Here is a 24736-nt window from a genome sequence, read left to right on the forward strand (position 1 = left end):
ACCGGGCGCCACAGCAAAAACTGTTTCCATCCCGTATTTCCGGGTAAACGCAATATTCACAACCCTCCAGGAAGTCACCATGATCGCATTTCGCACACTCGTTGCCTTGTCTGTAGCTACCCTTGTCACTGCGTGTGCAAGCCCCGGTGCCATGAACGCCTCGCCCGGCATGGCCAGCATGACTTCACCTTCGCCCATGACTGCGACCGAGCCCCGCATGATTGCCATGCAGAAGATGCATCAGCAGATGATGAGCGCCAAGACGCCAGCGGAACGACAGGCTTTGATGGCCGATCACATGAAGGCCATGCAAGGTGGGATGGCGATGATGAAAGACATGCAGGGCATGTACGGCATGCAAGGGATGGGCGCTATTGGCGACGGCAAAGGCATGCCGGCCGACATGGCCAAACGCCAGCAGATGATGACCGATCACATGGCCATGATGCAGATGATGATGAACATGATGGCCGACCGGATGCCTGCTGCGCCGGCCGCCAGGTAAGGAGATGCACATGTTCTACGACAGCGGTTACTACATGGGTGGCATGCACGGCCTGTGGTGGTTTTTCTGGATGGCGTTAATCGGCATGCTGCTGTTCTACGGTTGGGGCAGCCCCAGCGAAAAACGTCAACGCCCACGCGAGACGCCACACGACATGTTGAAGCGGCGCCTGGCCAGCGGTGAGATTGCGCCCGAGCAGTACGAGCAAAGAAAGGCGCTGCTCGACCGTGATGCCAAGGCCCCCGGCCCATGAAGCCGACAAAGGATACACAATGAAGACCAGCGTTATCGAAGTGCACGCCATGCTGTCGGTACTAAGCGTGGACGAAGTGGAAAAGCGGATCGGTGAGGTGCCGGGCGTCGAAAGCGTGACGGTCAATTTCGCCGCTGAGAACGCCACCGTGCGTTACGACGAAACCCGACTGGAAGTCGCCGATATCAAGTCCGCACTGCGCCTGCGGGCGCACGAGCCCGCCACACCTGCTGGGCCTGCGTCCGATACTGGGCCAGCTGGACATGATATGAAGGCTGTACCGCTTACGGCTGCTGCGGCGAAAACGCCTCAGTCGGACACGCCGGCCGCTGCGGCGGTAGCGACCCCCGAAGGCGCTGCAGCGGCGACAGCGAAGCCCGACACCGACGCAATGCCGGCCGGGATGAAGATGCCGGACACTGGGACAACCGGTTCCGACGCATCGGCTGCACCCAACGCACCCGATTCGCCCACGCCGGACGCTCCGGCCGAGAATGCTCCACTGTGGCAGCGCCTACGATCGTGGGTGTCCCCGGCGGCAGCCGCACCTGGGGACCAGAAGCCTGCAGCGCCCGCACCAGCAGGCGCCGAGCACAAGGGGCACGCCGCCCACGGCAGCACATCGTCGCCGATGTCGTCAGACATGGCCCAGGAGATGGGCCATGGCGGCAACATGGACTTACCCGCCATGGTGCGCGACATGCGCAACCGCTTCTGGATTTGCCTCGTCTTTGCAGTGCCCATCTTCATCTACTCGCCGATGGGCGACATGTTCCCTGCCCCTGAACCGCCCTTCGGGTTGCCGCTGAACCAATGGCTATTCGGCCTGGCCAGTGCCGCGGTTCTTTACCCAAGCTGGCCGTTCTTCGTCTCCGCCTGGCGCGGGCTCAAGAAGGGCACGCTCGGCATGGCCGCACTAATTGTTTTAAGCGTCGGCACCGGCTACCTGTTCAGCGTCGGCGCTACGTTCTTTTTTGAAAGCGAGCAATTCTTCGAAGCAGTGTCGGTGCTGCTGGTGTTCATCCTGCTCGGCCACTGGCTGGAAATGCGCGCCCGTGCCGGTGCCTCGTCGGCGATCAAGGCGCTGATGAACCTCACGCCAGCCAAGGCCTTCGTGCTGCGCAAGGGCGCCGAGGTCGAAGTGGCAACCGCCGAGGTGGTGGTCGGGGACATTGTCGTGATTCGGCCCGGCAACAAGATCCCAGTAGACGGCACGGTCGAGTCCGGTGATTCTCTGGTCGATGAATCGATGCTCACCGGCGAGTCGATGCCGGTGCAAAAGGGCCCCGGCGCAAAGGTGGCCGGCGCCACTATCAACACCAGCGGCACCTTCCGCTACAAGGCTACAAAGGTCGGCTCCGACACGGCGTTGGCGCAGATCGTCAAGCTGGTGCAAGAGGCGCAGAACTCCAAGGCACCAGCGCAACTGCTGGCTGACAAGGCCGCGCAGTGGCTAGTGATCGCTGCCATAGCCGTCGGACTCGCGACGTTCGCCGTCTGGTTCTGGTGGATCGGCGAGCCGCTGCTGTTTGCGGTGACTCTGACCATCACAGTCTTCGTCATCGCCTGCCCCGACGCGCTGGGTCTAGCGACGCCAATGGCGGTGATGGTTGGCACTGGTTTGGGCGCTGCCAACGGCATCCTGTTCAAGAACGCGTCAGCGCTGGAAGACGCCACCAAACTCAACGTCATCGTCTTCGACAAAACCGGCACGCTCACCATCGGAAAGCCGGAGGTGGTGGACATGGTCATGGCCGAAGGCATCACCGAAGACGTGCTGCTTCTCGCCGCTGCGGCGGTTGAGCAAGGGTCAGCCCACCCTTTGGCGCAAGCCGTCTTGCGGCGCGCTGCAAAGCTGAAGGTCGTCGCACCAACGGGCTTCAAGAGCATCGACGGCCAGGGCGCGCAGGCGCAAACCGCCGCCGGCATCGTTTTCCTGGGAAACCGTCTGCTGATGGACACCCAAAAGCTGGCGCTTGGGGCCCTGGAAGCGGACGCCGCGCGACTGCAAGGCGAAGGTCGGACAGTGGTTCACGTGGCGCAAAACGGCAAGGTGATCGGCTTGATTGCCATTGCCGACGCCATTCGACCCACAGCCAGGGCCGCAGTTGCCAAATTGCGCGAGCGCGGCATTGAGGTGGTGATGCTCACAGGCGACAACGCCGGCACCGCCAAGCGTATCGCCGCCGATTTGGGCATCACCAGCGTGTTATCCGATGTATTGCCCGGCCAGAAGGCCGCCAAGATCAAGGAACTGCAGGCCGCAGGCAAACGGGTCGGCATGGTGGGAGATGGTGTCAACGACGCGCCCGCGCTCACCCAAGCCAATGTGGGCTTTGCCATCGGCGCCGGTACCGACGTGGCGATGGACAGCGCCGATGTGGTGCTGATGAAGAGCGACCCCTACGACATCGTCGGCGCCATCGAACTGTCACGCGCGACCTTGCGCAAGATGCACCAGAACCTGTGGTGGGCGGTTGGCTACAACGTGATAGCCTTTCCGCTGGCCGCAGGCGTGCTCTATCCCTTCACGCTCTCGCCCGAGATCGCGGCGCTGTCGATGTCGGGCAGTTCGGCGGTGGTGGCCATTAACGCGCTACTGCTCAAGCGCACCAAGCTGGCCGGCATCAAGAGTGCCAAGCCCAAGTCAACCGCAGCGGTACCAGCACCAACTGGGGCAAACGCATGAGCGCGCGGGATCTGGGCGTCGCCATGTCGCCACCATTGCATGTCGGCCTGGGGACGCCTGGCGTTGACCAGGCCGCGGCCTTGCTACACCTGTTGTTTCGCCGCTTTGATGGCCATTTGGCACTGCGGCTGTGGGATGGGACGCTGCTCAAACTCGGCGCAGCAGCACACCGGGAAGAGCACGAGCCACGCTACACGCTGGTCTGCCGCAGCCCAAGCGTGGTGCGTTCGATGGTGATTGGACGCGACCCGCTGCGCATGGTCGAGGCGTATTTTCGCGGAGAAATCGACATCGAAGGTGACTTTTTCGCCGCGCTCCGCTTGAAAGACCAGCTGCATTCGATCCGCATGTCGACACTAGATCGCGTCAGCTCCGTGTTCTCGGCGTTGAGACTGCGCAGCCCCCAAACGGCAAAGCCTGTCGTTGCTGCTGACGCCTCGCCCCTCCGGGGGCGGGGCGTCAGGGCGCACTCCAAGGCCGAAAACCAGGGCGCGATTACGTTTCACTACGATGTCTCGAACGATTTCTACGCCTTGTGGCTGGACGAAGCGATGGTGTATTCGTGCGCCTACTTCGAGCATCCAGACGCGACTCTTGAAGACGCCCAGTTTGCCAAGCTCGATCACATCTGCCGCAAGCTGCTGTTGCAGCCGGGCCAACACCTTCTCGACATCGGCTGCGGTTGGGGTGCACTGGTCATTCATGCAGCCAAGCACTACGGAGTGCGCGCCCACGGCATTACGCTGAGCGAACGTCAACTGACTCTGGCGCGCGCGCGTATTGCGCAAGCCGGCCTTGAAGACCGGGTGTCTGTCGAACTGCGGGACTACCGGGACCTGGTGGGCCAATCTGTGTACGACAAGGTAGTCAGCGTTGGCATGTTCGAGCACGTGGGTTTGAAGAATCTGCCGCTCTATTTCGCAACGATTAGCCGCCTGTTGAAGCCTTCAGGCCTCTTCCTAAACCACGGCATCACGCACAACGTGGAAGGCTGGCACAAGACCCCATCCACCGAGTTCATCAACCGCTACGTCTTCCCTGACGGTCAGTTGGACACCGTGAGCAACATCCAGCGCCGCATGGAAACCGCCAGGTTTGAGATTGCGGATGTTGAAGGGCTGCGACCTCACTACGCATTGACGCTCAGGCATTGGGTCGCAAGGCTCGAACGCAACCACGAGGAGGCATTGCAGCATGTCAGCGAGTCGACTTGGCGCGTCTGGCGCCTTTACATGGCCGCGTGTGCATTGGAGTTTGAATCGGGCGAGATTGGCGTGTACCAGATCCTCGCCAGCAAGGGTGCACCGGGCAGTACATCAATACCTTTAAGGCGCGAGCATTTGTACCCGGCGCGCGCCCGCCCGCTCGTTGACCGGTTCGCCCGACACACAAGCAGCAGCAATGGTCAAGACAGAAGTTTCTGGGCCTGATCTCCCCTCCATGCCGTCAGCCTCCCGCCATCAGACAAAGGTAGGCGTGCGCGTTCCGCCGGCAGGGGTAACGTGGACCGCAGCGCCTGAGCCTCCCGATCTACGACTACTGCAATTGTTCTTCCTGGCCGCCGCTGTGTTTGTGGTGTCGGCTGGCTATGGCTCGCTTCTTCCGCTGCTGCCGGGCTGGTTGTCGCTGCAAATACCGGGATCGACACCCGTCGAAGTGGCCCGGCATGTGGGTTTCCTCAGTGGCGCCTATACGGCAGGCGTGCTTGTCGGGGCGCCGATCTGGGGCCGGATATCCGACCGACTGGGCCGATCGCGCATTCTGGTGATGGGGCTGGTCGGCTACGTCGCCAGCCTGCTGCTGTTGTTGCTGCTCTCCATGGGGGAGCTGTGGGCCATCTACGTGTTGCGTGCCTCAGCCGGATTGTTCGTCGCAGCCGTGGTGCCGGTCGTTCCGGCGCTGGTGGCAGCCCACACGCCCAAGGCAATTCGAGCGCGTCGCTTTGCCTGGCTTGGCGCGGCCTCGCTTCTCGGCTTCCTGTTTGGGCCGGCGCTGAATGCGGTCGCCGACTCTATTGCTGCGGTATTCAGCAACGGAGATGCATTGATCGCCTTTTCAACGCGCGTCGTTATCGCGCTCTCCGCCTTGCTTGGGGCAGCGATGATGCTCGGCCTGGCGCTGACCCTGCCCGCTTACACGGATACTTCGGACCGTATAGAGGCCGACGTGTCCGCGCCTGTGGGCTTCGCAGCACTCTGGTGGTTGACGGTAGCCGTCAACCTGGTCCTTTCCGGGTTCGAGCTTGGCATCGTGTTGCAAGGTCGCCAGCATGCAGAACTCTCGACACAGCAAGTGGCAATGATGTTCGCCGAATGCAGCCTGGTGATGCTCGCTATCAACGCCTTGCTGTTCTTCACCGCCTTGCTGGACAAAGTGTCACCGCGCCTGGTTGTCGCAGCCGGTTCGCTGCTTGGCATGGCAGGCCTTGCCGCTCTGGCCTTGCATGAAACAGACAAGTGGATGTACATCGGTGTCAGTCTCGCCTCTGCCGGAACGGGTTTGGTACTGCCGGTGATCTCGTTCCTAGCCGCAGGCGCATCGCACCGCAAGTTGGGCGCAACAATGGGTGCGCTCGCCGCCGCGGGAGCGCTAGGGCAAACGCTAGGCTCGGCTACCGGGGGGTGGCTCTTTGGCGCAGTCGCCCGGCTCAGCTTTGCCTGGCTCGCGCTGCCGCTGTTGGCGACGCTGATCCTGATTCTGCTTCGTCCTTCATGGTGGAGGGCTGCGGCTACTGCGCCAGAAGCTGCACTCTCACCGTCGCACTAATTTCATCTGTAACTCAAGGAGAAAAACATGACATGGCTTGCACAAAACTGGATCTGGGTACTTTTCGGCATCGCCTTTGTGGCGATGCACCTGTTCGGGCACGGGGGCCATGGTGGCCACGGTAGTCACAGCTCGCATCAAAGCACACGTCGCGATTCCAGCGCCGTCCCCGCGGGTCGACCCGAGGGATCGAGCCCTGTCACACCCGTGGACACCAGCGGCCAACGCCATCACTAGGAAAATGCCATGCTCAACATCAAGGTAGTTTCCTGGGCACTCGCCACCGCGACGGCAATCTCGTTTGTTGTCTGCGTGGCTTACGGGCTGGCCACGCCGGAGGCCCTGCATATGCACGCCTTCCTTAAACTAGTGCTACCGGGCTTCAAGTGGCTCTCGCTACCGGGCTTCCTGATCGGGCTGGTCGAAAGCTTTCTCTTTGGTGCTTACGCCGGTCTGGTTTATGTGCCGGTCTACAACTTCTTTGTGCGCCGGTTTGATCGTTGATCACTGCTGGAACTCTGGCTGCAATTAGACGTGGACGCAATACTCCCATTTACACACAGAAGCACTGATATGTACCAACGAATCTTAGTCCCAGTTGACGGCAGCGCCACGTCCGACGCGGGTCTCTCCGAAGCGATCAAACTGGCGAAACTCACCGGGGCTAGCCTGCAGGTTCTGCATGTAGTCGACGGGGTGACCGCCCTGATGAGCGGCGAGGGTTACGTGTCGGGCGACGTCTTCGAGATCCTGAAGCAGGCGGGTCAGAGCGTCCTGGACGAAGCCAGGATGAAAGTCGATGCTGCTGGCATCCCCGTGGATACCGCACTCTTCGACGATCTCAGCCACAGACTGTCCGATCGCGTGGCGGAGCAAGTCAAGGAGTGGGATGCCGACCTGATCGTACTCGGAACCCACGGTCGGCGCGGCGTGCGACGAATGTTACTCGGCAGTGATGCCGAACAGATCGTACGTACCGCGACGGTCCCGGTGTTGCTCGTCCGCGGCACAGATATTGAAACCGCTCAAACAGCGTCGACCTTGGAGGCCACATGAAACCGACCCGGCACTTGCATGAACTTGGCCAGAGCCTGTGGCTGGACAACATCACCCGCACCTTGCTCGACGACGGCACACTGGCGCGCTACATCGCCGAGCTCTCGATCACCGGCCTGACCTCCAACCCCAGCATCTTCGATGCCGCCATTGGCGGCGGCGATGCTTACGACGCGGCCATCCACGCCAAGACGCTGGCCGGGCTGGCCGGTGAGGCGCTATTTACAGAGCTGGCGCTGGAAGACCTGCGACGCGCTGCCGAGCTGTTCCGGCCAGTGTTTGATGCCACCGATCAGGTCGATGGCTGGGTCTCGATGGAGATCTCGCCCCTGCTGGCAGCTGATACCGCAGGCTCCATCGCAGCAGCCCGTCAGATCCACGACCAGGCTCAGCGCGCCAACCTGTTCGTGAAAATTCCCGGTACGCCGCAAGGGGTGGCAGCCATCGAGCAGGCGATCTTTCTCGGCATCCCCATCAATGTGACGCTGCTGTTTTCCTGTGCCCACTACCAGGCCGCAGCCGAAGCCTATCTGCGTGGCATCGAACGACGCCTCGTGGCGGGGCTCGATCCGCACGTGGGCTCAGTCGCCTCTCTGTTCATCAGCCGCTGGGACGTGGCTGGCAACCCGCAACTGCCCACCGAACTGCAGCACAAGCTAGGTATCGCGGTGGCCCGGAAAACCTACCGGGCCTACCGCGAACTGCTGGCATCGACGCGCTGGCAGAAACTCGCCGCCGCCGGCGCGAAACCTCAGCGATTGCTGTGGGCCAGCACGGGCACCAAGGACCCAGCAGCGCCCGATACCTTGTACGTCAGCGCTCTCGCTGCGCCCGATACCATCGACACCATACCCGAGAAGACCTTGCATGCATTCGCCGACCACGGCCAGTTGCACGGTGTTATTCCGCTCGATGGCGATGACGTCGATGAAGTACTACTTAAGATCAACCGCGCGGGCTTGGATGTCGAGGCACTGGCCGCAAAGCTCCAGCAAGACGGCGCGGACGCCTTCGTCAAGTCGTGGCAGCAACTGCTGCAGCGGATTGCCAAAAAGTCGGGCCAATCACCACCCCACCGCGCACCGTCGACTGCCTGACATGAACCTACTCACCAGCATCCAAATCTGTTTTTCAAGATGGAAAGCGCAATGTCGGATCTGACTTCCCCCCGCGTCGCAAGCGCACGCCGTCTTTGCCTTCTTTCGAACGGCACCTACAGCGTGATGCTGAGCGAAAACGGGGCCGGCTTCAGTCGCTGGAGGGATCTGGCCGTCACGCGCTGGCGCGAGGACTCGACGCGCGACGCTTGGGGCAGCTATTTGCTGCTGCGTGACGAACAGACCGGTGCGGCGTGGTCAGCGACTCGGCAACCATTGGATTCCGGCCCACTCGATACGACAGTGACCTTCGACGAAGGTCGCGCCGAATTCGTCCGACGGGAAGGCTCGCTCACAAGCACGCTGCAAATTGCCGTAGATCCCGACGCCGATATCGAATTGCGGCGCCTCACTCTGACTAACCACGGCGCATCTTCACGCAGACTGTCGTTAACGTCGTATGCCGAGTTGGTCGTCGGTCCGATCGAAGCCGACAACGCGCACCCGGCGTTTTCCAAAATGTTCGTCCAGACAGCGGGGGACGGCGTGCGCGGCGTGCTGCTGGCCAACCGGCGACAGCGTGCGAAGGGCGAGACCGGGATCTGGGCGGCCCATGCGCTCCAAACTGAAGGGCGACCGGGCGAGCGCTCCTTCGAACACGAGACAGATCGTGCCCGTTTCCTCGGCCGTTGTCGCGCGTTGCCCGATGCGCAGGCCATGCAGCCGGGCGCGACTTTGTCGAACTTCACCGGCACGGTACTCGATCCAATCTTCAGCCTGCGGCAGCACGTCACCCTCGCGCCTGGCTGTACCGTTTCGCTGCTGCTTTGGACGCGGCTGGCCGACACGCGCGAAGGCGCGTTGGCACTAACCGCACAACTCGATGACCCGAACGCTGCAGAACAGCTTTTCCAGAACGCAGCCCGCTACGCTTGTGCCGAACGATCACGTTTAGGCGTCGACAAGGCGCAAAGCATCCGCTTTGACCGTTGGCTCGGTGCGCTGCTGTTCAGTGATCCGTCCCAACGCGCCGCTGGCGGCTTGCTCGCGCGTGGACATGGGGGGGCGCAAACGTTGTGGGCCGCCGGTATCAGCGGCGACCGGCCGATCATGCTGCTGCGTGCGAGCAGTCCCGTAGAACTGCCGCTCCTGGAGGCGGTTCTGCTCGCGCAGGCGGATTGGCGCAGCAAGCGCCTGGCTGTTGACGTGGTCATACTCAACACGGCACGCTCCGGTGCGGCCGATACGCTCCACCACGCGATCGTGCCGCTAGTCAGCGCCCAACAGCTGCGCTTCAAAGCCGACAGCGCAGCAGTCAAGACCGAGGTGTTCCTGTTCCGCGCCTCTGCGATCAGCGAGGAAGTTCGGGATGGACTGCTCACGGTGGCACGCGTGCTGCTCGGCCCCAACGATCCCGTAGACGATGTCCTTGGGGGCGAACCGATGAACGTGGCGGCGGTTGCCCCCTTGGTCGCCAGCACACCGGCGCAAACAGTCGGCACGTCCGCAGAGTCTCTCGAATTCCCAAATGGCCACGGTGGTTTCAGCTGCGCCGGGCGGGCATACCACGTTGATCTCGAAGAAGGGCGCTGCACGCCGGCACCGTGGATCAATGTGATCTCAAACCCCGACTTCGGCTGCCTGGTCTCTGCGGAGGGCGGCGGGTACACATGGTCGGTCAACAGCCAACAGAACCCGCTCACGCCATGGCCGAACGATCCGGTCAGTGACAGCCCGCACGAAGTTCTCTACTTGCGTGACGAAGACAGCGGCTCCTTGTGGAGCGCGACCGCCTTGCCCATTCGTGTCGCCGGTGCCGCATACCACACTACTCACGGCAAGGGTTACAGCCGGTTTTCGAGCAATGCACATGGCATCGATCTGGAGCTGACCATGTGCGTCGCTCCGACCGACTCCGTAAAGCTGTCGCGGCTAAGGCTATGCAACCGCAGCACATCGCTTAGACGTTTGTCGGTCACGGCGTATGTCGAGTGGGCGCTCGGGGCAATCGGAAGTGAGCCCGTGCCGTTCGTGGTCACGGCGCGGGATGAGCAAACTGGCGCACTGTTGGCGCGCAACCGGTGGCGCAGTGAGTTCGCCGATCGCGTGGCGTTCGCCGACCTGTGCGGTTTGCAACAGTCGATAAGCGGGGATCGCAAGGAGTTTCTTGGATCCTTGGGCAACGTCAGTCAACCCGCTGCGCTGCAGATCAAATCGGCGTTGTCGGGTCGTGTCGGCGCGGGACTGGACCCGTGCGGCGCGCTGCAGACACGCATCGAGTTGTCACCCAATACGCAAATCGACCTCGTTTTTCTGCTCGGCGACGCGGCTTCCGAAGAGACCGCGCAGGCATTGATCGTGAAGTACCGTGCCGATTGCTTCGATCAGATTCTCGTAGAAGTCGCAGCGCAGTGGAGTGGCCTGCTCGACACTGTTCAGGTGCGCACGCCGAACCGGGCATTGGACATCATGCTCAACGACTGGCTCCTCTACCAGGTCTTGAGTTGCCGCGTGTGGGCGCGCTGCGCCTACTACCAGACGAGCGGCGCGTACGGATTCCGTGACCAGTTGCAGGACGTGATGGCGCTATGTGTGAGTCGCCCTGATCTCGCCCGCGAACACATTCTGCGCGCAGCCGGCCGCCAGTTCATTGAGGGTGACGTTCAACACTGGTGGCTGCCGCCTGGTGGGCAGGGCATACGAACCAGGATCAGCGACGACCGCATATGGCTCGTCTACGTCGCAGCGCACTATGTCGATGTGACGGGCGATGCAGCAGTGATGGACGAATTTCTCCCGTTTCTCGTTGGCCCGCCCATCCCCGCGGACGCGACAGATTCATTCGCGCTGCCGGGTGCATCCCCCGAGATAGCCAATCTATACGAACACTGTGTCCGTGCGCTTGATTCAGGACTGACGCGTGGGGCGCACGGCCTGCCGCTGATGGGAACCGGTGACTGGAACGACGGGATGAACAGCGTCGGCGAGCAAGGCCGCGGGGAAAGCAGCTGGCTTGGCTGGTTTCTGGTAAGCACCATCACGTCATTCTTGTCCCATGCCGAGCGGCGTGGCGATATGGAGCGAGCAAAACGCTGGCGCGAGTATGCGACCGAGCTGCGCGGTGCTCTGGAATTTGCGTGGGATGGCGAATGGTACCGGCGCGGTTATTACGACGATGGCGCGCCATTGGGCGCCCATCAGAGCGAAGAATGCCGGATCGACAGTATCGCCCAGTCGTGGAGCGTTCTGCCTGGTGCAACGAACCTGGAGCATGCATCGCAAGCCATGGAATCGGTCGACCGCATGTTGGTAGATCATGAGCATCAGGTCGCGCGACTATTCACCCCACCATTCGATCTCAGTCCGGTCTATCCAGGTTACATCAAAGGCTACCCGCCGGGCGTGCGAGAAAACGGTGGACAATATTCCCACGGGGCGACCTGGTCAATCTTCGCCTGGGCTCGACTCGGCGACGGGGATCGCGCCGGCGCGATGTTCGATCTGATCAACCCGATCAATCGCAGCGAAAACGCCGAAGCCGTCGCCCGATACAAGGTGGAGCCGTACGTCGCAAACGCAGACGTTTACTCCGTTACGCCGCACGTGGGTCGCGGGGGCTGGACCTGGTACACCGGCACTGCCGGATGGCTGTACCGCGCCGGGCTCGAAGCTTTGCTCGGCTTTCAGCTCCGCGGAGATCGGCTGCTGATCGACCCTTGCATTCCAAAGAACTGGCCCGGTTTCGAGATCACCTACCGGCGACGCGGGCGAATGCACGCCGTCACGCGCTACGAAATTACGGTCGACAACGCTTCCCGTGTCGGTCGAGGCGTGACGCGGGTCCAACTCGACGGAGAGGACCACTCTGCCACTGGCGGCGTCGAACTGATGGACGACGGAAAGGCCCACACGCTGCGCATCACCATTGGCCACACAAAGGATCAATGATGCGCCAGAAAGTCAGCCCTTTCGCCGGCAAGCTCCTGCCACCAGAGAATCTCGTCGATGTACACAGCTTGCTGGCCGCGTACGCCGACTTGCAGCCTGACGCTAGTGTGCCGGCGCAGCGCGTGGCATTCGGCACCTCGGGGCATCGCGGCACATCGTTTGACTGCAGCTTCAACGCATGGCATGTGCTGGCTATCACGCAAGCTCTCTGCGAGTACCGCAAGGGCAAAGGCATCAACGGCCCTTTGTTCATCGGTGTGGACACGCACGCACTTTCAAAGCCAGCGTTCGAAGACGCGTTGCAAGTGCTGGCCGGCAACGGCATACAGACAATGATTGCGCGTGGCGGTGAATTCACGCCAACGCCGGCGATCTCACATGCGATCCTTACCTACAACCGGGTCCGAACCAGCGGCTTGGCAGACGGCATTGTCATAACACCCTCCCATAACCCGCCAGACAGCGGAGGCTTCAAATACAACCCACCACATGGGGGACCGTCCGATTCCGACATCACCGGCAGGGTACAAGAGCGCGCCAACACCTTGCTTGAAGGCGGCCTCAAGGGGGTCAAGCGCATTCCGCTGGCCCACGCGCGCAAAGCTGCCACCACGCAGGAAAACGACTATCTGGGCGCGTATATCGCCGACCTCGGCAACGTGATCGACTTCGATGTGATCCGAAGCGCCGGCCTGCGCCTGGGCGTTGACCCGCTCGGCGGCGCCGGCGTGCACTACTGGGCGCGGATTGCCGAGCACTACCAGCTCGACCTGACGGTGGTCAACGAGCAAGTCGATCCGCAATTTGCGTTCATGACGGCAGATTGGGACGGCAAGATTCGCATGGACCCGTCGTCGCGCTACGCGATGCAGCGGCTCGTCGCGTTGAAAGATCGCTACGACATCGCCTTCGCGTGCGATACCGATCACGACCGCCATGGCATTGTCACGCGCAGCAGCGGCCTGCTGACGCCGAACCACTACCTAAGCGTCGCCATCGACTATCTGTTCCAGCATCGGCCGCAGTGGGGCGCGGCGGCGGCGGTCGGCAAGACGGCGGTCAGCAGCGCGATGATTGATCGGGTTGCTGCCCGACTCGGTCGCAGCTTGTTCGAAGCGCCGGTCGGTTTCAAATGGTTCGCGCCCGGCCTGTTCGACGGCACCCTGGGCTTCGGCGGTGAGGAGAGTGCTGGGGCGTCTTTCCTGCGTCGCGACGGTAGTGTATGGACGACAGACAAGGACGGCATCGCGGCGGCACTGCTGTCGGCAGAGATCACCGCCAGAACCGATCGCGACCCGGGCGCACGGTACAGCGAGCTGTGCACCGAGTTCGGAGAATTTTTTGCCGACCGCATTGATGCCCCGGCGAACGCGGCGCAAAAGCAATCACTGGCGCAGATGACGCCCCGGCAGATCGTTCAGACCGAACTGGCCGGCGAGCCCATCACCAGCGTGATCGACAAGGCGCCTGGCAACAACGCGCCAATTGGCGGCATCAAGGTCAGCACGAAAAATGGCTGGTTCGCTGCGCGGCCCTCAGGCACTGAAGCCATCTACAAGATTTACGCGGAAAGCTTTCAGAGCGACGCCCACCTGCGTCTTCTGCTTGCAGAGGCACAACACATTGTGGACGCCGCCATCGAACCCAAGGAAAGATCATGAGCACCCTGACCCCGGACCTCCTTCGCAAGATGCACGCCTGGTGGCGCGCTGCCAACTACCTCTCAGTGGGGCAAATCTACCTGCACGCCAACCCGCTGCTCGAAGAGCCTTTGAGTCTGGCGCACATCAAGCCGCGCCTGCTCGGACATTGGGGCACTACACCCGGCTTGAACTTGCTATATGTGCACCTGAACCGCCTTATCAGGGAGCACGACCTGGACATGATCAACGTCATCGGCCCCGGTCACGGCGGCCCGGGGTTGGTGGCAAGCACCTACCTGGAAGGAACGTACACCGAGACCTATCCGGACATCTCGCGCGATAAGGACGGAATGCGCAAGCTATTCCGTCAGTTCTCGTGGCCGGGTGGCATTCCCAGCCACGTGGCGCCGGAAACACCGGGCTCCATCCACGAAGGCGGTGAGCTCGGTTACTCGCTAGCGCATGCCTATGGTGCGGCCTTCGACAACCCCAGTCTGATCGTGGCTTGCATCGTCGGAGACGGTGAAGCAGAAACTGGCGCTCTGGCGACAAGTTGGCATTCGAACAAATTTCTGAACCCTGCGCGAGATGGTGCGGTACTGCCGATCCTGCACCTCAACGGATTCAAGATCGCCAACCCCACCGTGCTGGCGCGGATCGGCCGCGAGGATCTGACGGCACTGCTGCGAGGTTACGGCCACGAGCCACACTTCGTGGTCGGCGACGACCCGATGGCGGTACACCAGCAACTGGCGCAGACGCTGGATGTCGTCCTAGCGCAGATCCAGGCCATCCAGGCTGCGGCGCGTGGGCCGGATGCCCGCACGCCGCCGCCACTTCCGCGCTGGCCGATGATCGTGTTGCAAACACCCAAGGGCTGGACCGGGCCCAAGGAGGTCGATGGCCTGCCGGTTGAAGGCACGTGGCGAGCGCACCAGGTGCCAATCACGCAGTTCACCAACGCAGATCACATTCGCCAACTCGAAGACTGGATGCGCAGTTATGCGCCGCAGGAACTGTTTGACGCCAATGGCCGCTTCCGGGAAGAATTTGCTGCACTCGCACCGGTCGCCAACAGACGCATGGGCGCCAATCCACATGCCAACGGCGGTACATTGCTTGCACCGCTGGTCATGCCGGACTTCCGCGAATTTGCGGTGCCGGTTTCAAAGCCTGGCGGCACGCTTGGCGAATCCACGCGTGTCCTCGGAACCTTCCTCGCCGAGGTGATGCGCAGGAACACCGAAAGTGGCAACTTCCGCCTTTTCGGCCCGGACGAAACCGCGTCCAACCGGCTCGGTGCGGTGGTGGAAATCGCGGACAAGGCGTGGATGGCTGAGATCGACGTGGTTGATATGAATCTGTCGGCGGACGGCCGTGTGATGGAAGTCCTGAGCGAGCATCTGTGCGAGGGATGGCTCGAAGGCTACCTGCTCACCGGGCGCCACGGCTTGTTCTCGTGTTACGAAGCATTCGTCCACATCATTGACTCGATGTTCAACCAGCACGCCAAGTGGCTGGAGGTGTGCCGTCACATCCCGTGGCGCAAGCCCATCGCGTCTCTCAACTACCTGCTCACCTCACATGTCTGGCAGCAGGACCACAATGGCTTTTCGCACCAGGACCCGGGCTTCATCGATGTGGTGGCGAACAAGAAGGCCGACGTGGTCCGCATCTATCTGGCACCCGACGCGAACTGCCTGCTGTCGATCACCGACCATTGCCTGCGCAGCCGCAACTACGTGAACCTGATCATCGCTGGCAAAGCACCCGCCTTGCAGTGGCTTGATATGGAGTCCGCCGTACAACACTGCACAGTCGGCGCGGGTATCTGGCCCTGGGCCAGCAACGATTTTGGTGGCGAACCCGATGTGGTGATGGCCTGCGCGGGCGACGTACCGACGCTCGAAACGCTGGCCGCCGTCGCGCTGCTGCGCGGCTATGTGCCGGACATCCGAATCCGCGTCGTGAACGTGGTCGACCTGATGGCATTGCAGTCGCAATCCGAGCATCCACATGGCCTGGACGATGATACGTTCGATGCCATGTTCACGCGCGACAAGCCTATCGTGTTCGCCTTCCACGGATACCCTGGGCTGATCCACCGCCTGACGTACCGTCGCCACAACCACGACAACCTGCATTTGCGCGGCTACAAGGAAGAAGGCACAACGACGACGGCTTTCGATATGGTGGTGCTGAATAACATCGACCGCTATCAGCTCGCACTCGATGCGATACGCCGCGTCCCGCGCCTGGCGCACCTGGTTGAGGAGGCCACCCGACGTTATGACGACAGCATCGCGCGGCACAAAGCCTACATCAGCGAACACGGCGAGGACCTGCCGGACGTGCGTGACTGGCGCTGGCCAGCATGAGCGATGATGTGGACAGGCCCATCCTGGCGTTGAACGTCGGATCTTCGTCGCTCAAGTTCGGTTTGTTCATTGTGGGTGCGAGTGGCAACCGCGTGATGCTCTCCGGTGCAGAGGGAGCAGTGGGCAACCCGCAGGAAGCGTTGGCCCGCATCGCGCAGCAGATGTGGGCGCATGGCCTGCCTGCGCCTGTGGCGGTCGGTCACCGCATCGTCCATGGCGGGCCGCAGTGTCGCCAGCACACCTTGATCGATGCGGAGGTGATGCAGCAACTGCAAGCCGCTACTTCGTTCGCTCCACTGCACTTGCCGCCCGCGTTGGCGCTGGTGCGTGCGGCGCAAGCGCGTTTCACCGGCATCGCGCAAGTGGCATGCCTGGACACGGCATTTCACGCTGGTATGCCGGACGTCGCGCGCACATTGCCCATTCCGAGCGAGCTTCGGGCGCTGGGTATCGAACGCTATGGCTTTCATGGCCTGTCGGGCGAGTCGGTCATCCGGCAACTGGGTAGTGACGTGCCGCCGCGTCTGGTGATCGCGCACCTCGGACACGGTGCCAGCGTCACGGCTGTAGCCCACGGTTCATCGGTGGACACGAGCATGGGGTTTACACCGACCGGTGGCGTGATCATGAGCACACGCTGCGGCGATATCGACCCCGGTGTTTTGGCCTACATGGTTCGCGAGCACGGGTATGACGCGGACCAACTCGAAGCCTTGATCGACCAGCGCTCGGGAATGTTCGGCATTTCCGGCATCAGTGGCGATATGCGTGAGTTGCGAGCGGCTGCAGCCTCGACATACGCTTCGGGCGCTGATGCGCGGCTGGCCATCGCGATGTTCTGCGCTTCCGTACGCAAACAGATTGCCGCGATGGCGGCCGTTCTAGGTGGCGTGGACTCGTTGGTTTTCACCGGGGGTATCGGCGAGAACGATGCCCTGACGCGCGCCACGATCTGCAAGGGGCTAGAAAGCTTAGGCATCCCCACGTCGCAAGCCCGTGTCATGCCGGCACGGGAAGAAGAGCAGATCGCTTGGCGCACCCGGCAGCTGACGTAACCGCCCAACGCAAGGCCCACATTGGAGATCGCATGATGAACACATTCGACCAGCAGTGCATCGATACGCTTCGCTTCCTATCGGTGGATGCCGTTCAGAAGGCCAACAGCGGCCATCCCGGCATGCCGTTGGGCGCGGCGCCGATGGCCTACGTCTTATGGACGCGATTTCTCAAATGCAATCCTGGCAACCCCGACTGGGCCGACCGAGATCGTTTCGTGCTCTCGGTCGGTCACGGGTCGGCGCTGCTTTACAGTCTGCTGCACTTGAGTGGCTACGACCTCTCACTCGACGACATCAAAGCCTTTCGGCAGTGGGGAAGCAAAGCACCGGGCCACCCGGAGCGCGGGCACACCCCAGGCGTCGAAGTTACCACCGGGCCGCTGGGCCAGGGCTTCGCCAATGCGGTTGGCATGGCGATCGGCGAAGCGCAACTCGCCGCACGCTACAACCAGCCCGGACACGCGGTGATCATCGACCACCACACCTATGCGATCGTCGGCGACGGCGACCTGATGGAAGGTGTGGCGGCAGAAGCCGCCTCGCTGGCCGGGCATCTGAGGCTAGGCAAGCTGATCTGCCTGTACGACGACAACCGTGTGACCCTGTCTGCCGGTACTGACATGGCGTTCACGGAAAATCGGGCCGCACGGTTCGCGGCTTGTGGCTGGCACACCGTGACGGTTCCTGATGGCAATGACGTCGAGGCGATCGCCGCTGCGCTGCAAGCTGCGCGTTCAGAGAGTTCAAGGCCGTCATTGATCCTCGTGCGCACGCACATCGGCTACGGCTCGCCGAACAAGCACGACAGTTTCGAAGCCCACGGTTCACCGCTCGGCGTCGAAGAGGTTTTGCTGACCAAGCAGCGCCTCGGCTGGCCTGCGGAGCCGCCGTTCTTGATACCCGAGGCGGCGCTGGTGCACATGCGCGAAGCGCTGGCGCGCGGGCAGAACGCCGAGGCTGCCTGGAGCCAACGCCTGCAGGCCTACGCCCTGGCGTTTCCGGCCTTGGCCGCGGAGTTGCAGCTCAGCTTGCGCGGCGAACTGCCCTCCGGTTGGGACGCCGACATTCCGATATTTCCTGCCGATCTCAAAGGCATGGCCACACGGGCTGCGTCGGGCAAGGTGATGAACGCTATGGCCGCACGGCTGCCGGCATTGACCGGCGGTTCGGCCGACCTGGACACGTCGACCAAGACCGCACTGAAAGGCCTGGGCGATTTCAACCCACCTTCAACCGACAGCGACGACACCCAAGGTTCCAACGGCGGCGGTTGGAGCCGAGCCGGTCGCAACCTGCACTTCGGCGTGCGTGAACACGCGATGGGCGCCATCGTCAACGGCCTGGCCGCGCACGGCGGCTTCATCCCCTACGGCGCTACCTTCCTGATCTTCTGCGACTACATGCGGCCGGCGCTGCGTCTGGCGGCGCTGATGAAGCTGCATGTCGTGCACGTATTCACGCACGACAGCCTGGCCGTCGGCGAAGACGGGCCCACACACCAGCCAGTGGAGCAACTGGCCAGCCTGCGCGCGATACCGGGGCTCACCGTAATCCGCCCGGCCGACGCCAATGAAACCGCCGTGGCGTGGAAGGTGGCCATAGAAAGTCGCCAGCGTCCGGTACTGCTGGCGTTGACCCGACAGGCGGTTCCCACGCTGGACCGCAACAGGTATACCAGCGCCGAAGGCTTGCGCCGCGGAGCCTATGTGCTCAGCGATGCGCAGGGCCAGCCGCCCGCGCTCATCCTAATCGCCAGTGGGTCAGAGGTCGCATTGATCTTGGCAGCCGCAGAGCATCTGCAGAGCGAAGGCATCGGCGTGCGCTGCGTGTCCATGCCCAGTTGGGACTTGTTCGACGCGCAGCCGCAGAGCTATCGTGACGAGGTTCTTCCTCCCAGCGTGTCCGCACGGCTGGCGGTGGAACTGGGCGTGGCACAGGGCTGGCATCGCTATGTCGGTGACTGCGGCGATGTGCTCAGTGTTGAACGTTTTGGTGCATCTGCCCCGGCTGACATCCTGCTGCGCGAATATGGCTTCACGATAGACAACGTGGTATCACGGGCGCGGGTGCTGCTGAGCGGCTGATGCGCGACTCTATCCACGCACCACACCGCGCCCTGCTTTGGCTACAGCTCTTCGTGTAACGCAATGCGCTTGCAATCCGTCACGAGGAACACAGTGATGATTCGTCGGTATCCCATTCGTTGGGTCGTCGTGCCAGAAGCGTGGCCGTGTCCACATTGATCAGGTCACCAATGTGCTGGATCGTCACGTCGGCCTTGGTGGCCATGGAGGCAGTGGCCGGGTCCATGGCGTAGTGCCCCTGCCGGGGGAGCACCGTCGTCAAGCGGTCACCCAGCACGCCTTTGACCGCGGCCAGCAGTCGCACCTTATCGTCCACCATGACATAGTGTTTCGCCGGATGGAGGCGCTGCACGGCTTCGGCCATTCGCTCCTTGTGAACATAGATCAGGACTCTGCCGCCCACGGCGTCCCACAATCCGGAACGCTGGATCTTGCGCGGCTGAAACACCACGTCGCCGTCCGACAGGATCACCGTCGGCCCGAACTGCCCGAGGTGGGCGATAACCTCGAGTGCCCGCGGGTACAGGCGTTCGGCGAATGGGTAATCGATCAGATAGCTCGACATCAGGAGCAGCCTCTCATCGGCGGACACACCGTGTTCGGCGTTCGCCCGGTAGCGCTGAAGCGCACCCAGGTAGTCGGCGTAGCCAAGTTCCTCACGCAGTTCTTCGAAGATGGACCAATACCGCATCGCTGAGGCAGTGCCGAATGCGCGCTCCAGATGCGCCCTGAGGTCTGAGACGATGCTGTCGTTGTCGAGCAATGTGTTGTCCACATCCAGCAGGAACACCACGTCGGCGGTCGCGTTACGGCTCATGTCCAAACCCTTCCTGCCGGGCGCTGGGGGATTGCCGTCGGGCGCATCATGTCGGGCCCTTTGCGGATTTTTCCGCGTGGCCACCGAATTCGTATCGCATCGCCGACAGCACCTGATTGGCAAAACCGGCTTCACCGCGCGATGCGAACCGTTGGTATACGGCAGCGCTGAGCACATGCGCCGGTACCTCTTCATCAATCGCCGCCTGTAGCGTCCAGCGACCCTCCCCGGAATCGGAGACACGCCCGTTGTAGGCTTCCAGCTGCGGGTCCTTTAGCAATGCGTTGGCCGTCAAATCGAGCAACCACGAGCCGATGACACTGCCGCGACGCCAGACCTCGGTGATGTCGGACAGGTTCATCTCATATTGGTACAACTCGGGGGCGCGCAGTGGCGTGGTCTCGGCATCGGCGGTCTGCGTACTTTTGCCGACATTGGCGTTACGCAGGATGTTCAACCCTTCGGCATAGGCAGCCATCACGCCATATTCGATGCCGTTATGAACCATCTTGACGAAGTGCCCGGCGCCGTGCGGTCCGCAATGCAGGAAGCCTTGCTCGGCGCTGGCATGGGCGCCGCTGCGTCCCGGTGAGCGGGATGCAGCGCTTGCACCCGGCGCCAGCGCCATGAAGATCGGTTCCAGGTGTTTCACGATATCTTCGTCACCCCCGATCATCAGGCAGTAACCGCGCTCCTGACCGGCAACGCCGCCACTGGTACCGACATCCACATGGTGGAGGCCCGCTGCAGCCAGATTTTTGGCGCGCCCTATGTCGTCGCGGTAATACGAATTGCCGCCGTCGATCACGATGTCGCCTGCGTCCAAGTGTGTTACCAAGTCCGCGAGCGCGTGGTCCACGGCGCCCGCAGGCACCATCAGCCAGATCGCCCGCGGCCGGGTCATCTTTGAAACCAGTTCGGCAAGTGACGCAGCGCCTTCGGCGCCGTCACTCAGCAGGCTGGTCATCGCCGCAGGCTGCCGATCATGAACAACACACCCGTGGCCCTTCTTCAACAAGCGCCGAACCATGCTCGCGCCCATTCGACCCAAACCGATCATTCCGAGCTGCATTTTGATCTCCATGTCTTACCGTAACCACGCCGCGCACCAAGTAGGGATGAGCACTTCACTTTTGAGTATGTCGGTGTACGGAGGTCGCTTACTATAGCGGCTCAATGATTGCCCGTCTGTATGTTGTCGCGCATTGCCGAGGGTGCGCCACCGCACGGACGCTTTGCACGTGAAACCGTATGATGCCCGGTTGAGGTTGGGGTGGCGCATTTGGGCCGCAGCCGCATCCACATCCGGACCGCTGCACAGGAGGCACGCACCATGCCCGCAGGTTATACCCAACCGTTGTACATCCTACCTTTCGATCACCGCGCGTCATTCGTAAGTGGCATGTTCGGCTGGAGCGGGGTACTCAAGCCTGAGCAGACCGCGCAACTTACCGCTGCCAAGCGCGTGATCTACGATGGCTTCACCGCTGGGCTGGCCGGAGGTGTTGACAAGCACAAGGCTGGCATCCTGGTGGACGAGCACTTCGGTGCCGACATCCTGCGCGATGCAAAACGGAGCGGTATCATCATTTGCGCGCCCGCGGAAAAGAGCGGACAGGACGAGTTTGACTTCGAATTCGGCGAAAATTTCGAGCGGCACATCGAGGCGTTTTTGCCGACATTCTGCAAGGTGCTGGTGCGCTATAACCCCGAAGGCGATTCGGCCATGAACCGCCGACAGGCATCGCGCCTACAAAGATTGTCCGAAGCCCTTGTGGGTAGCCCGTCAAGATTGATGTTCGAACTGCTGGTACCTGCCACGCCCCAACAGCTTGAAGCCCTGGGTGGTGATGTTCAAGCCTATGACCGCAAGCTCAGGCCCGCACTGATGCTGCACGCCATCAGCGAGTTGCAGGATGCGGGAGTCGATCCCGACGTGTGGAAGGTGGAGGGCCTGGACAGCCGTGACGACTGCGAGCGCATCGTGGCCATGGCGCGGCGCGACGGGCGCGCTACCGTCGGCTGCATCGTGCTTGGGCGCGGCGAGAGTGAGCAACATGTTCGTGGCTGGCTGACGACGGCGGCCAGCGTGCCCGGGTTCATCGGCTTTGCAGTCGGCAGGACCACATTCTGGGAGCCGCTGATCGGCTTGCGCGACGGAAAGATCGACCGCGCGGCGGCGGTCGCCGAAATTGCCCGGAGGTTCCGAACTTGGGTCGACGTCTTCGAGACGGCGAGGGTCGCAGCAAGCGCTTCAGGCACACATGGTTGAATTCGGCGACAAACAGGTTGACGCGCTGCAGCAGCACTCCTTCCAGTACTTCTTGCACCAGACCAACCTGGCCAACGGACTTGTCGCCGACAAGTCGCAGCCGGGCTCGCCGGCCAGCATCGCGGCGATGGGCTTCGCGCTGGCGGCCTATCCGGTAGGGGTCGAGCGCGGCTGGATGACCCGAGCCGATGCGCTGGCCCGTTCTCTGGCGATGATGCGGTTCCTCTGGGCCAGCCCGCAAGGCACCGCGCCCAGCGCGACCGGGCACAAAGGCTTCTATTACCACTTCCTCGACATGAACACCGGGCAGCGCGCTGGCTCGTGCGAGTTGTCCACCATCGACACCACGTTCCTGATCGCCGGCATGCTGGCCGCTGCCGCCTACTTCGATCAGGACGACGAGAGCGAGCAGGCACTACGCACGCTGGCTGACGCGCTCTATCGCCGGGTCGATTGGGCGTGGGCCTGCGACGGTGCTGCCACGGTGACCCATGGATGGACGCCCGAAGCCGGCTTCCTGCCCCATCGCTGGCGCGGTTACGACGAAGCCACCCTGCTGTACGTCCTCGGTCTCGGCTCGCCAACGCATCCTCTGCCGGCGGAAAGTTATGCAGCCTGGGCCTCGACTTACGAATGGAAAAATATTTACGGCTACGAGTTGCTCTACGGCGGCCCACTCTTCATCCATCAGTATTCGCACATCTGGCTGGACATGCGCGGCATTCAGGATGCGTTCGCGCGCGACAAGGATATCGACTATTGCGAAAACAGCCGCCGCGCGACCTATGTGCAACGCGAGTACGCGATCCGCAATCCGCTCGGGTTTGCGGGTTATGGTGAAAATTTCTGGGGGCTGACTGCCAGCGATGGTCCTGGCTGGACGACTCGCCGGATAGACGGCATCGAACGCTCCTTCTTCGACTATGTGGCCCGAGGCGTGCCGTACGGCCCGGACGACGGAACCGTCGCGCCCTGGGCCGTGGCCGCATCGTTACCGTTCGCACCCGAAATTGTGCTGCCGACGCTGCAACACTTTCTGGACGTGTATCCGCAGACAATTGGCGAGTATTGCTTCAAGTGCAGTTTCAACCTGAGTTTCCCGGACAAGGCTGCCAGCGACGGCCAAGTGGGCTGGGCATCCTCGTATCACTTCGGCATCAACCTTGGGCCGGTCGTTCTCATGTGCGAGAACCACCGCTCCGACATGCTGTGGCGGCTGATGCGCGGCTGCCCCTACATTGTTGAAGGACTGCGGCGAGCGGGATTTCGAAACGGCTGGTTGTAGTCGGTACTACATGGAGTAATGTTGTGGGGGACATCCTACGGAGGGCATCGTGTTGTCCGATAGCATTCGGCTACCGCGCGGCTGAAAATGGCCAATAAACCGGCAATTGGGCCGTAGCTGATCCCGCCGTCCCTGGAGTGAATAGGAGTCTGGACTTTATTCAATTGCGCACCCTGAATCCGCGTCGGCCCCAGACCAGTTCGCCTTTTGTATCCAGCAAGGCGGGCGCTTTAGCTTCGCTGATGATCAGCCCGCGCTCGCGGAGACCATTCTTGGAAATTGGAACCACACTTCGCTTGCACCAAACCTTCACATCGGCTATCACGAGGGCCGTCTCTCTCGGCAAAGGGTTCGCGGCCACCTACTAAGGTTGGAGCAGGGGCAATGCAACAGACCCAATCGGTTTGCAATTAAAGGATCTCAGATGAAAGTTCTCAACGACGGAAACACGGAGAACCACAAACACACCGCTCCCTCGCCAGACGCCTTGGCATTGAAGGACCCCGTTTGTGGCATGACGGTGACGCCGGCCTCTCCCCATCACCTAGAAAACGAGGGCAAGCCCTACTACTTTTGCAGCGTCGGTTGCAAGGGGAAATTTTCCGGTGACCCGGCCATGTACCTGCAAGGCGCAGGCACAGCCGGGCATCCCGCAGTTCCCGCGTCCGAAACAGAAGTCGGTTCCGGTGTGATCTACACCTGCCCAATGCACCCGGAGATTAGGCTGGACCACCCGGGCAGTTGCCCGATCTGCGGCATGTCGCTGGAACCACTCATGCCAACTCTGGACGATGACGACAACCCCGAGCTGGCCGATTTCAGCCGCCGCTTCTGGTGGACGCTGCCGCTGACGGCAATCGTGACCTCGCTGGCGATGTTCGGCCA

18 protein-coding genes are annotated in these 24736 nt (G+C 62.2%); 16 read left to right on the forward strand and 2 right to left on the reverse strand.

Annotated features, from left to right (window positions below; translation table 11 throughout):
• Window positions 1-79 precede the first annotated feature (79 nt).
• From PSV05_RS04940 to tkt, 13 genes are all read left to right on the forward strand, one after another.
• The gene (locus tag PSV05_RS04940; protein WP_300062374.1) at window positions 80-505 is read left to right on the forward strand and encodes a hypothetical protein; all 426 of its coding nucleotides are present in this window, start codon (window positions 80-82) and stop codon (window positions 503-505) included.
• A 10-nt stretch (window positions 506-515) separates the two neighbouring features.
• Window positions 516-758, forward strand: coding sequence for an SHOCT domain-containing protein (locus PSV05_RS04945; RefSeq protein ID WP_300062377.1), 243 nt, complete (start codon window positions 516-518; stop codon window positions 756-758).
• A gap of 19 nt (window positions 759-777) precedes the next feature.
• Entirely contained in the window at window positions 778-3447 is a 2670-nt protein-coding gene (locus PSV05_RS04950) for a heavy metal translocating P-type ATPase (protein ID WP_300062420.1), read from the forward strand.
• Window positions 3444-4877, forward strand: coding sequence for a cyclopropane-fatty-acyl-phospholipid synthase family protein (locus PSV05_RS04955; RefSeq protein ID WP_300062380.1), 1434 nt, complete (start codon window positions 3444-3446; stop codon window positions 4875-4877). Before PSV05_RS04950 ends, PSV05_RS04955 begins: the two co-directional genes overlap by 4 nt.
• A 115-nt stretch (window positions 4878-4992) precedes the next feature.
• Window positions 4993-6213 carry an MFS transporter gene (locus PSV05_RS04960; protein ID WP_300062383.1) on the forward strand — a complete coding sequence of 407 codons (1221 nt, stop codon included), beginning with the start codon at window positions 4993-4995 and terminating at the stop codon, window positions 6211-6213.
• A gap of 246 nt (window positions 6214-6459) precedes the next feature.
• Window positions 6460-6717, forward strand: a complete 258-nt coding sequence (locus PSV05_RS04965; RefSeq protein ID WP_300062386.1) for a DUF5676 family membrane protein — start codon at window positions 6460-6462, stop codon at window positions 6715-6717.
• A gap of 69 nt (window positions 6718-6786) precedes the next feature.
• A complete protein-coding gene (locus PSV05_RS04970; RefSeq protein WP_300062388.1) occupies window positions 6787-7269 on the forward strand; it encodes a universal stress protein in 483 nt (160 codons plus the stop codon).
• The gene (gene tal, locus PSV05_RS04975; RefSeq protein WP_300062391.1) at window positions 7266-8366 is read left to right on the forward strand and encodes a transaldolase; all 1101 of its coding nucleotides are present in this window, start codon (window positions 7266-7268) and stop codon (window positions 8364-8366) included. Before PSV05_RS04970 ends, tal begins: the two co-directional genes overlap by 4 nt.
• A gap of 51 nt (window positions 8367-8417) precedes the next feature.
• On the forward strand, window positions 8418-12314 hold the full coding sequence (locus tag PSV05_RS04980) for a glycosyl transferase family 36 (protein ID WP_300062394.1): 3897 nt from the start codon (window positions 8418-8420) through the stop codon (window positions 12312-12314).
• Window positions 12314-13975 (forward strand): phosphoglucomutase (alpha-D-glucose-1,6-bisphosphate-dependent), encoded by a 1662-nt coding sequence (pgm, locus tag PSV05_RS04985; protein ID WP_300062397.1) that lies wholly within the window; start codon window positions 12314-12316, stop codon window positions 13973-13975. The genes PSV05_RS04980 and pgm overlap by 1 nt, the downstream gene beginning before the upstream one ends.
• A complete protein-coding gene (locus tag PSV05_RS04990) occupies window positions 13972-16335 on the forward strand; it encodes a phosphoketolase family protein (RefSeq protein WP_300062400.1) in 2364 nt (787 codons plus the stop codon). The genes pgm and PSV05_RS04990 overlap by 4 nt, the downstream gene beginning before the upstream one ends.
• Window positions 16332-17390, forward strand: a complete 1059-nt coding sequence (locus tag PSV05_RS04995) for an acetate/propionate family kinase (RefSeq protein WP_300062403.1) — start codon at window positions 16332-16334, stop codon at window positions 17388-17390. Before PSV05_RS04990 ends, PSV05_RS04995 begins: the two co-directional genes overlap by 4 nt.
• A 32-nt stretch (window positions 17391-17422) precedes the next feature.
• Window positions 17423-19477 carry a transketolase gene (tkt, locus tag PSV05_RS05000; protein WP_300062406.1) on the forward strand — a complete coding sequence of 685 codons (2055 nt, stop codon included), beginning with the start codon at window positions 17423-17425 and terminating at the stop codon, window positions 19475-19477.
• Window positions 19478-19556: 79 nt separating this feature from the next.
• Here the strand turns inward: tkt and PSV05_RS05005 are convergent, their stop codons facing one another.
• Together PSV05_RS05005 and gnd are read right to left on the reverse strand one after the other, a co-directional pair.
• The gene (locus tag PSV05_RS05005; protein WP_300062409.1) at window positions 19557-20294 is read right to left on the reverse strand and encodes an HAD family hydrolase; all 738 of its coding nucleotides are present in this window, start codon (window positions 20292-20294) and stop codon (window positions 19557-19559) included.
• A gap of 46 nt (window positions 20295-20340) precedes the next feature.
• Window positions 20341-21378 (reverse strand): phosphogluconate dehydrogenase (NAD(+)-dependent, decarboxylating), encoded by a 1038-nt coding sequence (gene gnd / locus PSV05_RS05010; protein WP_345782238.1) that lies wholly within the window; start codon window positions 21376-21378, stop codon window positions 20341-20343.
• 198 nt (window positions 21379-21576) lie between these two features.
• Here gnd and PSV05_RS05015 point away from each other — a divergent pair, with 198 nt between their 5' ends.
• The 3 genes from PSV05_RS05015 to PSV05_RS05025 all read left to right on the forward strand — a co-directional run.
• On the forward strand, window positions 21577-22566 hold the full coding sequence (locus PSV05_RS05015; RefSeq protein ID WP_300062414.1) for a DUF2090 domain-containing protein: 990 nt from the start codon (window positions 21577-21579) through the stop codon (window positions 22564-22566).
• Window positions 22559-23851, forward strand: a complete 1293-nt coding sequence (locus tag PSV05_RS05020; RefSeq protein ID WP_300062417.1) for a glucoamylase family protein — start codon at window positions 22559-22561, stop codon at window positions 23849-23851. The genes PSV05_RS05015 and PSV05_RS05020 overlap by 8 nt, the downstream gene beginning before the upstream one ends.
• A 514-nt stretch (window positions 23852-24365) precedes the next feature.
• A partial coding sequence (locus PSV05_RS05025; protein WP_300062423.1) for a heavy metal-binding domain-containing protein occupies window positions 24366-24736 on the forward strand: 371 nt, incomplete at its 3' end.

The organism is Thermomonas sp. (genome assembly GCF_029945965.1).
In the GTDB taxonomy this organism is placed as follows: Bacteria; Pseudomonadota; Gammaproteobacteria; order Xanthomonadales; family Xanthomonadaceae; genus Thermomonas.

Coding starts and splice junctions, on each gene's coding strand:
- PSV05_RS04940 (WP_300062374.1), top strand. CDS start 80: ATGATCGCATTTCGCACACTCGTTGCCTTGTCTGTAGCTACCCTTGTC.
- PSV05_RS04945 (WP_300062377.1), top strand. CDS start 516: ATGTTCTACGACAGCGGTTACTACATGGGTGGCATGCACGGCCTGTGG.
- PSV05_RS04950 (WP_300062420.1), top strand. CDS start 778: ATGAAGACCAGCGTTATCGAAGTGCACGCCATGCTGTCGGTACTAAGC.
- PSV05_RS04955 (WP_300062380.1), top strand. CDS start 3,444: ATGAGCGCGCGGGATCTGGGCGTCGCCATGTCGCCACCATTGCATGTC.
- PSV05_RS04965 (WP_300062386.1), top strand. CDS start 6,460: ATGCTCAACATCAAGGTAGTTTCCTGGGCACTCGCCACCGCGACGGCA.
- PSV05_RS04970 (WP_300062388.1), top strand. CDS start 6,787: ATGTACCAACGAATCTTAGTCCCAGTTGACGGCAGCGCCACGTCCGAC.
- tal (WP_300062391.1), top strand. CDS start 7,266: ATGAAACCGACCCGGCACTTGCATGAACTTGGCCAGAGCCTGTGGCTG.
- PSV05_RS04980 (WP_300062394.1), top strand. CDS start 8,418: ATGTCGGATCTGACTTCCCCCCGCGTCGCAAGCGCACGCCGTCTTTGC.
- pgm (WP_300062397.1), top strand. CDS start 12,314: ATGCGCCAGAAAGTCAGCCCTTTCGCCGGCAAGCTCCTGCCACCAGAG.
- PSV05_RS04990 (WP_300062400.1), top strand. CDS start 13,972: ATGAGCACCCTGACCCCGGACCTCCTTCGCAAGATGCACGCCTGGTGG.
- PSV05_RS04995 (WP_300062403.1), top strand. CDS start 16,332: ATGAGCGATGATGTGGACAGGCCCATCCTGGCGTTGAACGTCGGATCT.
- tkt (WP_300062406.1), top strand. CDS start 17,423: ATGATGAACACATTCGACCAGCAGTGCATCGATACGCTTCGCTTCCTA.
- PSV05_RS05005 (WP_300062409.1), bottom strand. CDS start 20,294: ATGAGCCGTAACGCGACCGCCGACGTGGTGTTCCTGCTGGATGTGGAC.
- gnd (WP_345782238.1), bottom strand. CDS start 21,378: ATGGAGATCAAAATGCAGCTCGGAATGATCGGTTTGGGTCGAATGGGC.
- PSV05_RS05020 (WP_300062417.1), top strand. CDS start 22,559: ATGGTTGAATTCGGCGACAAACAGGTTGACGCGCTGCAGCAGCACTCC.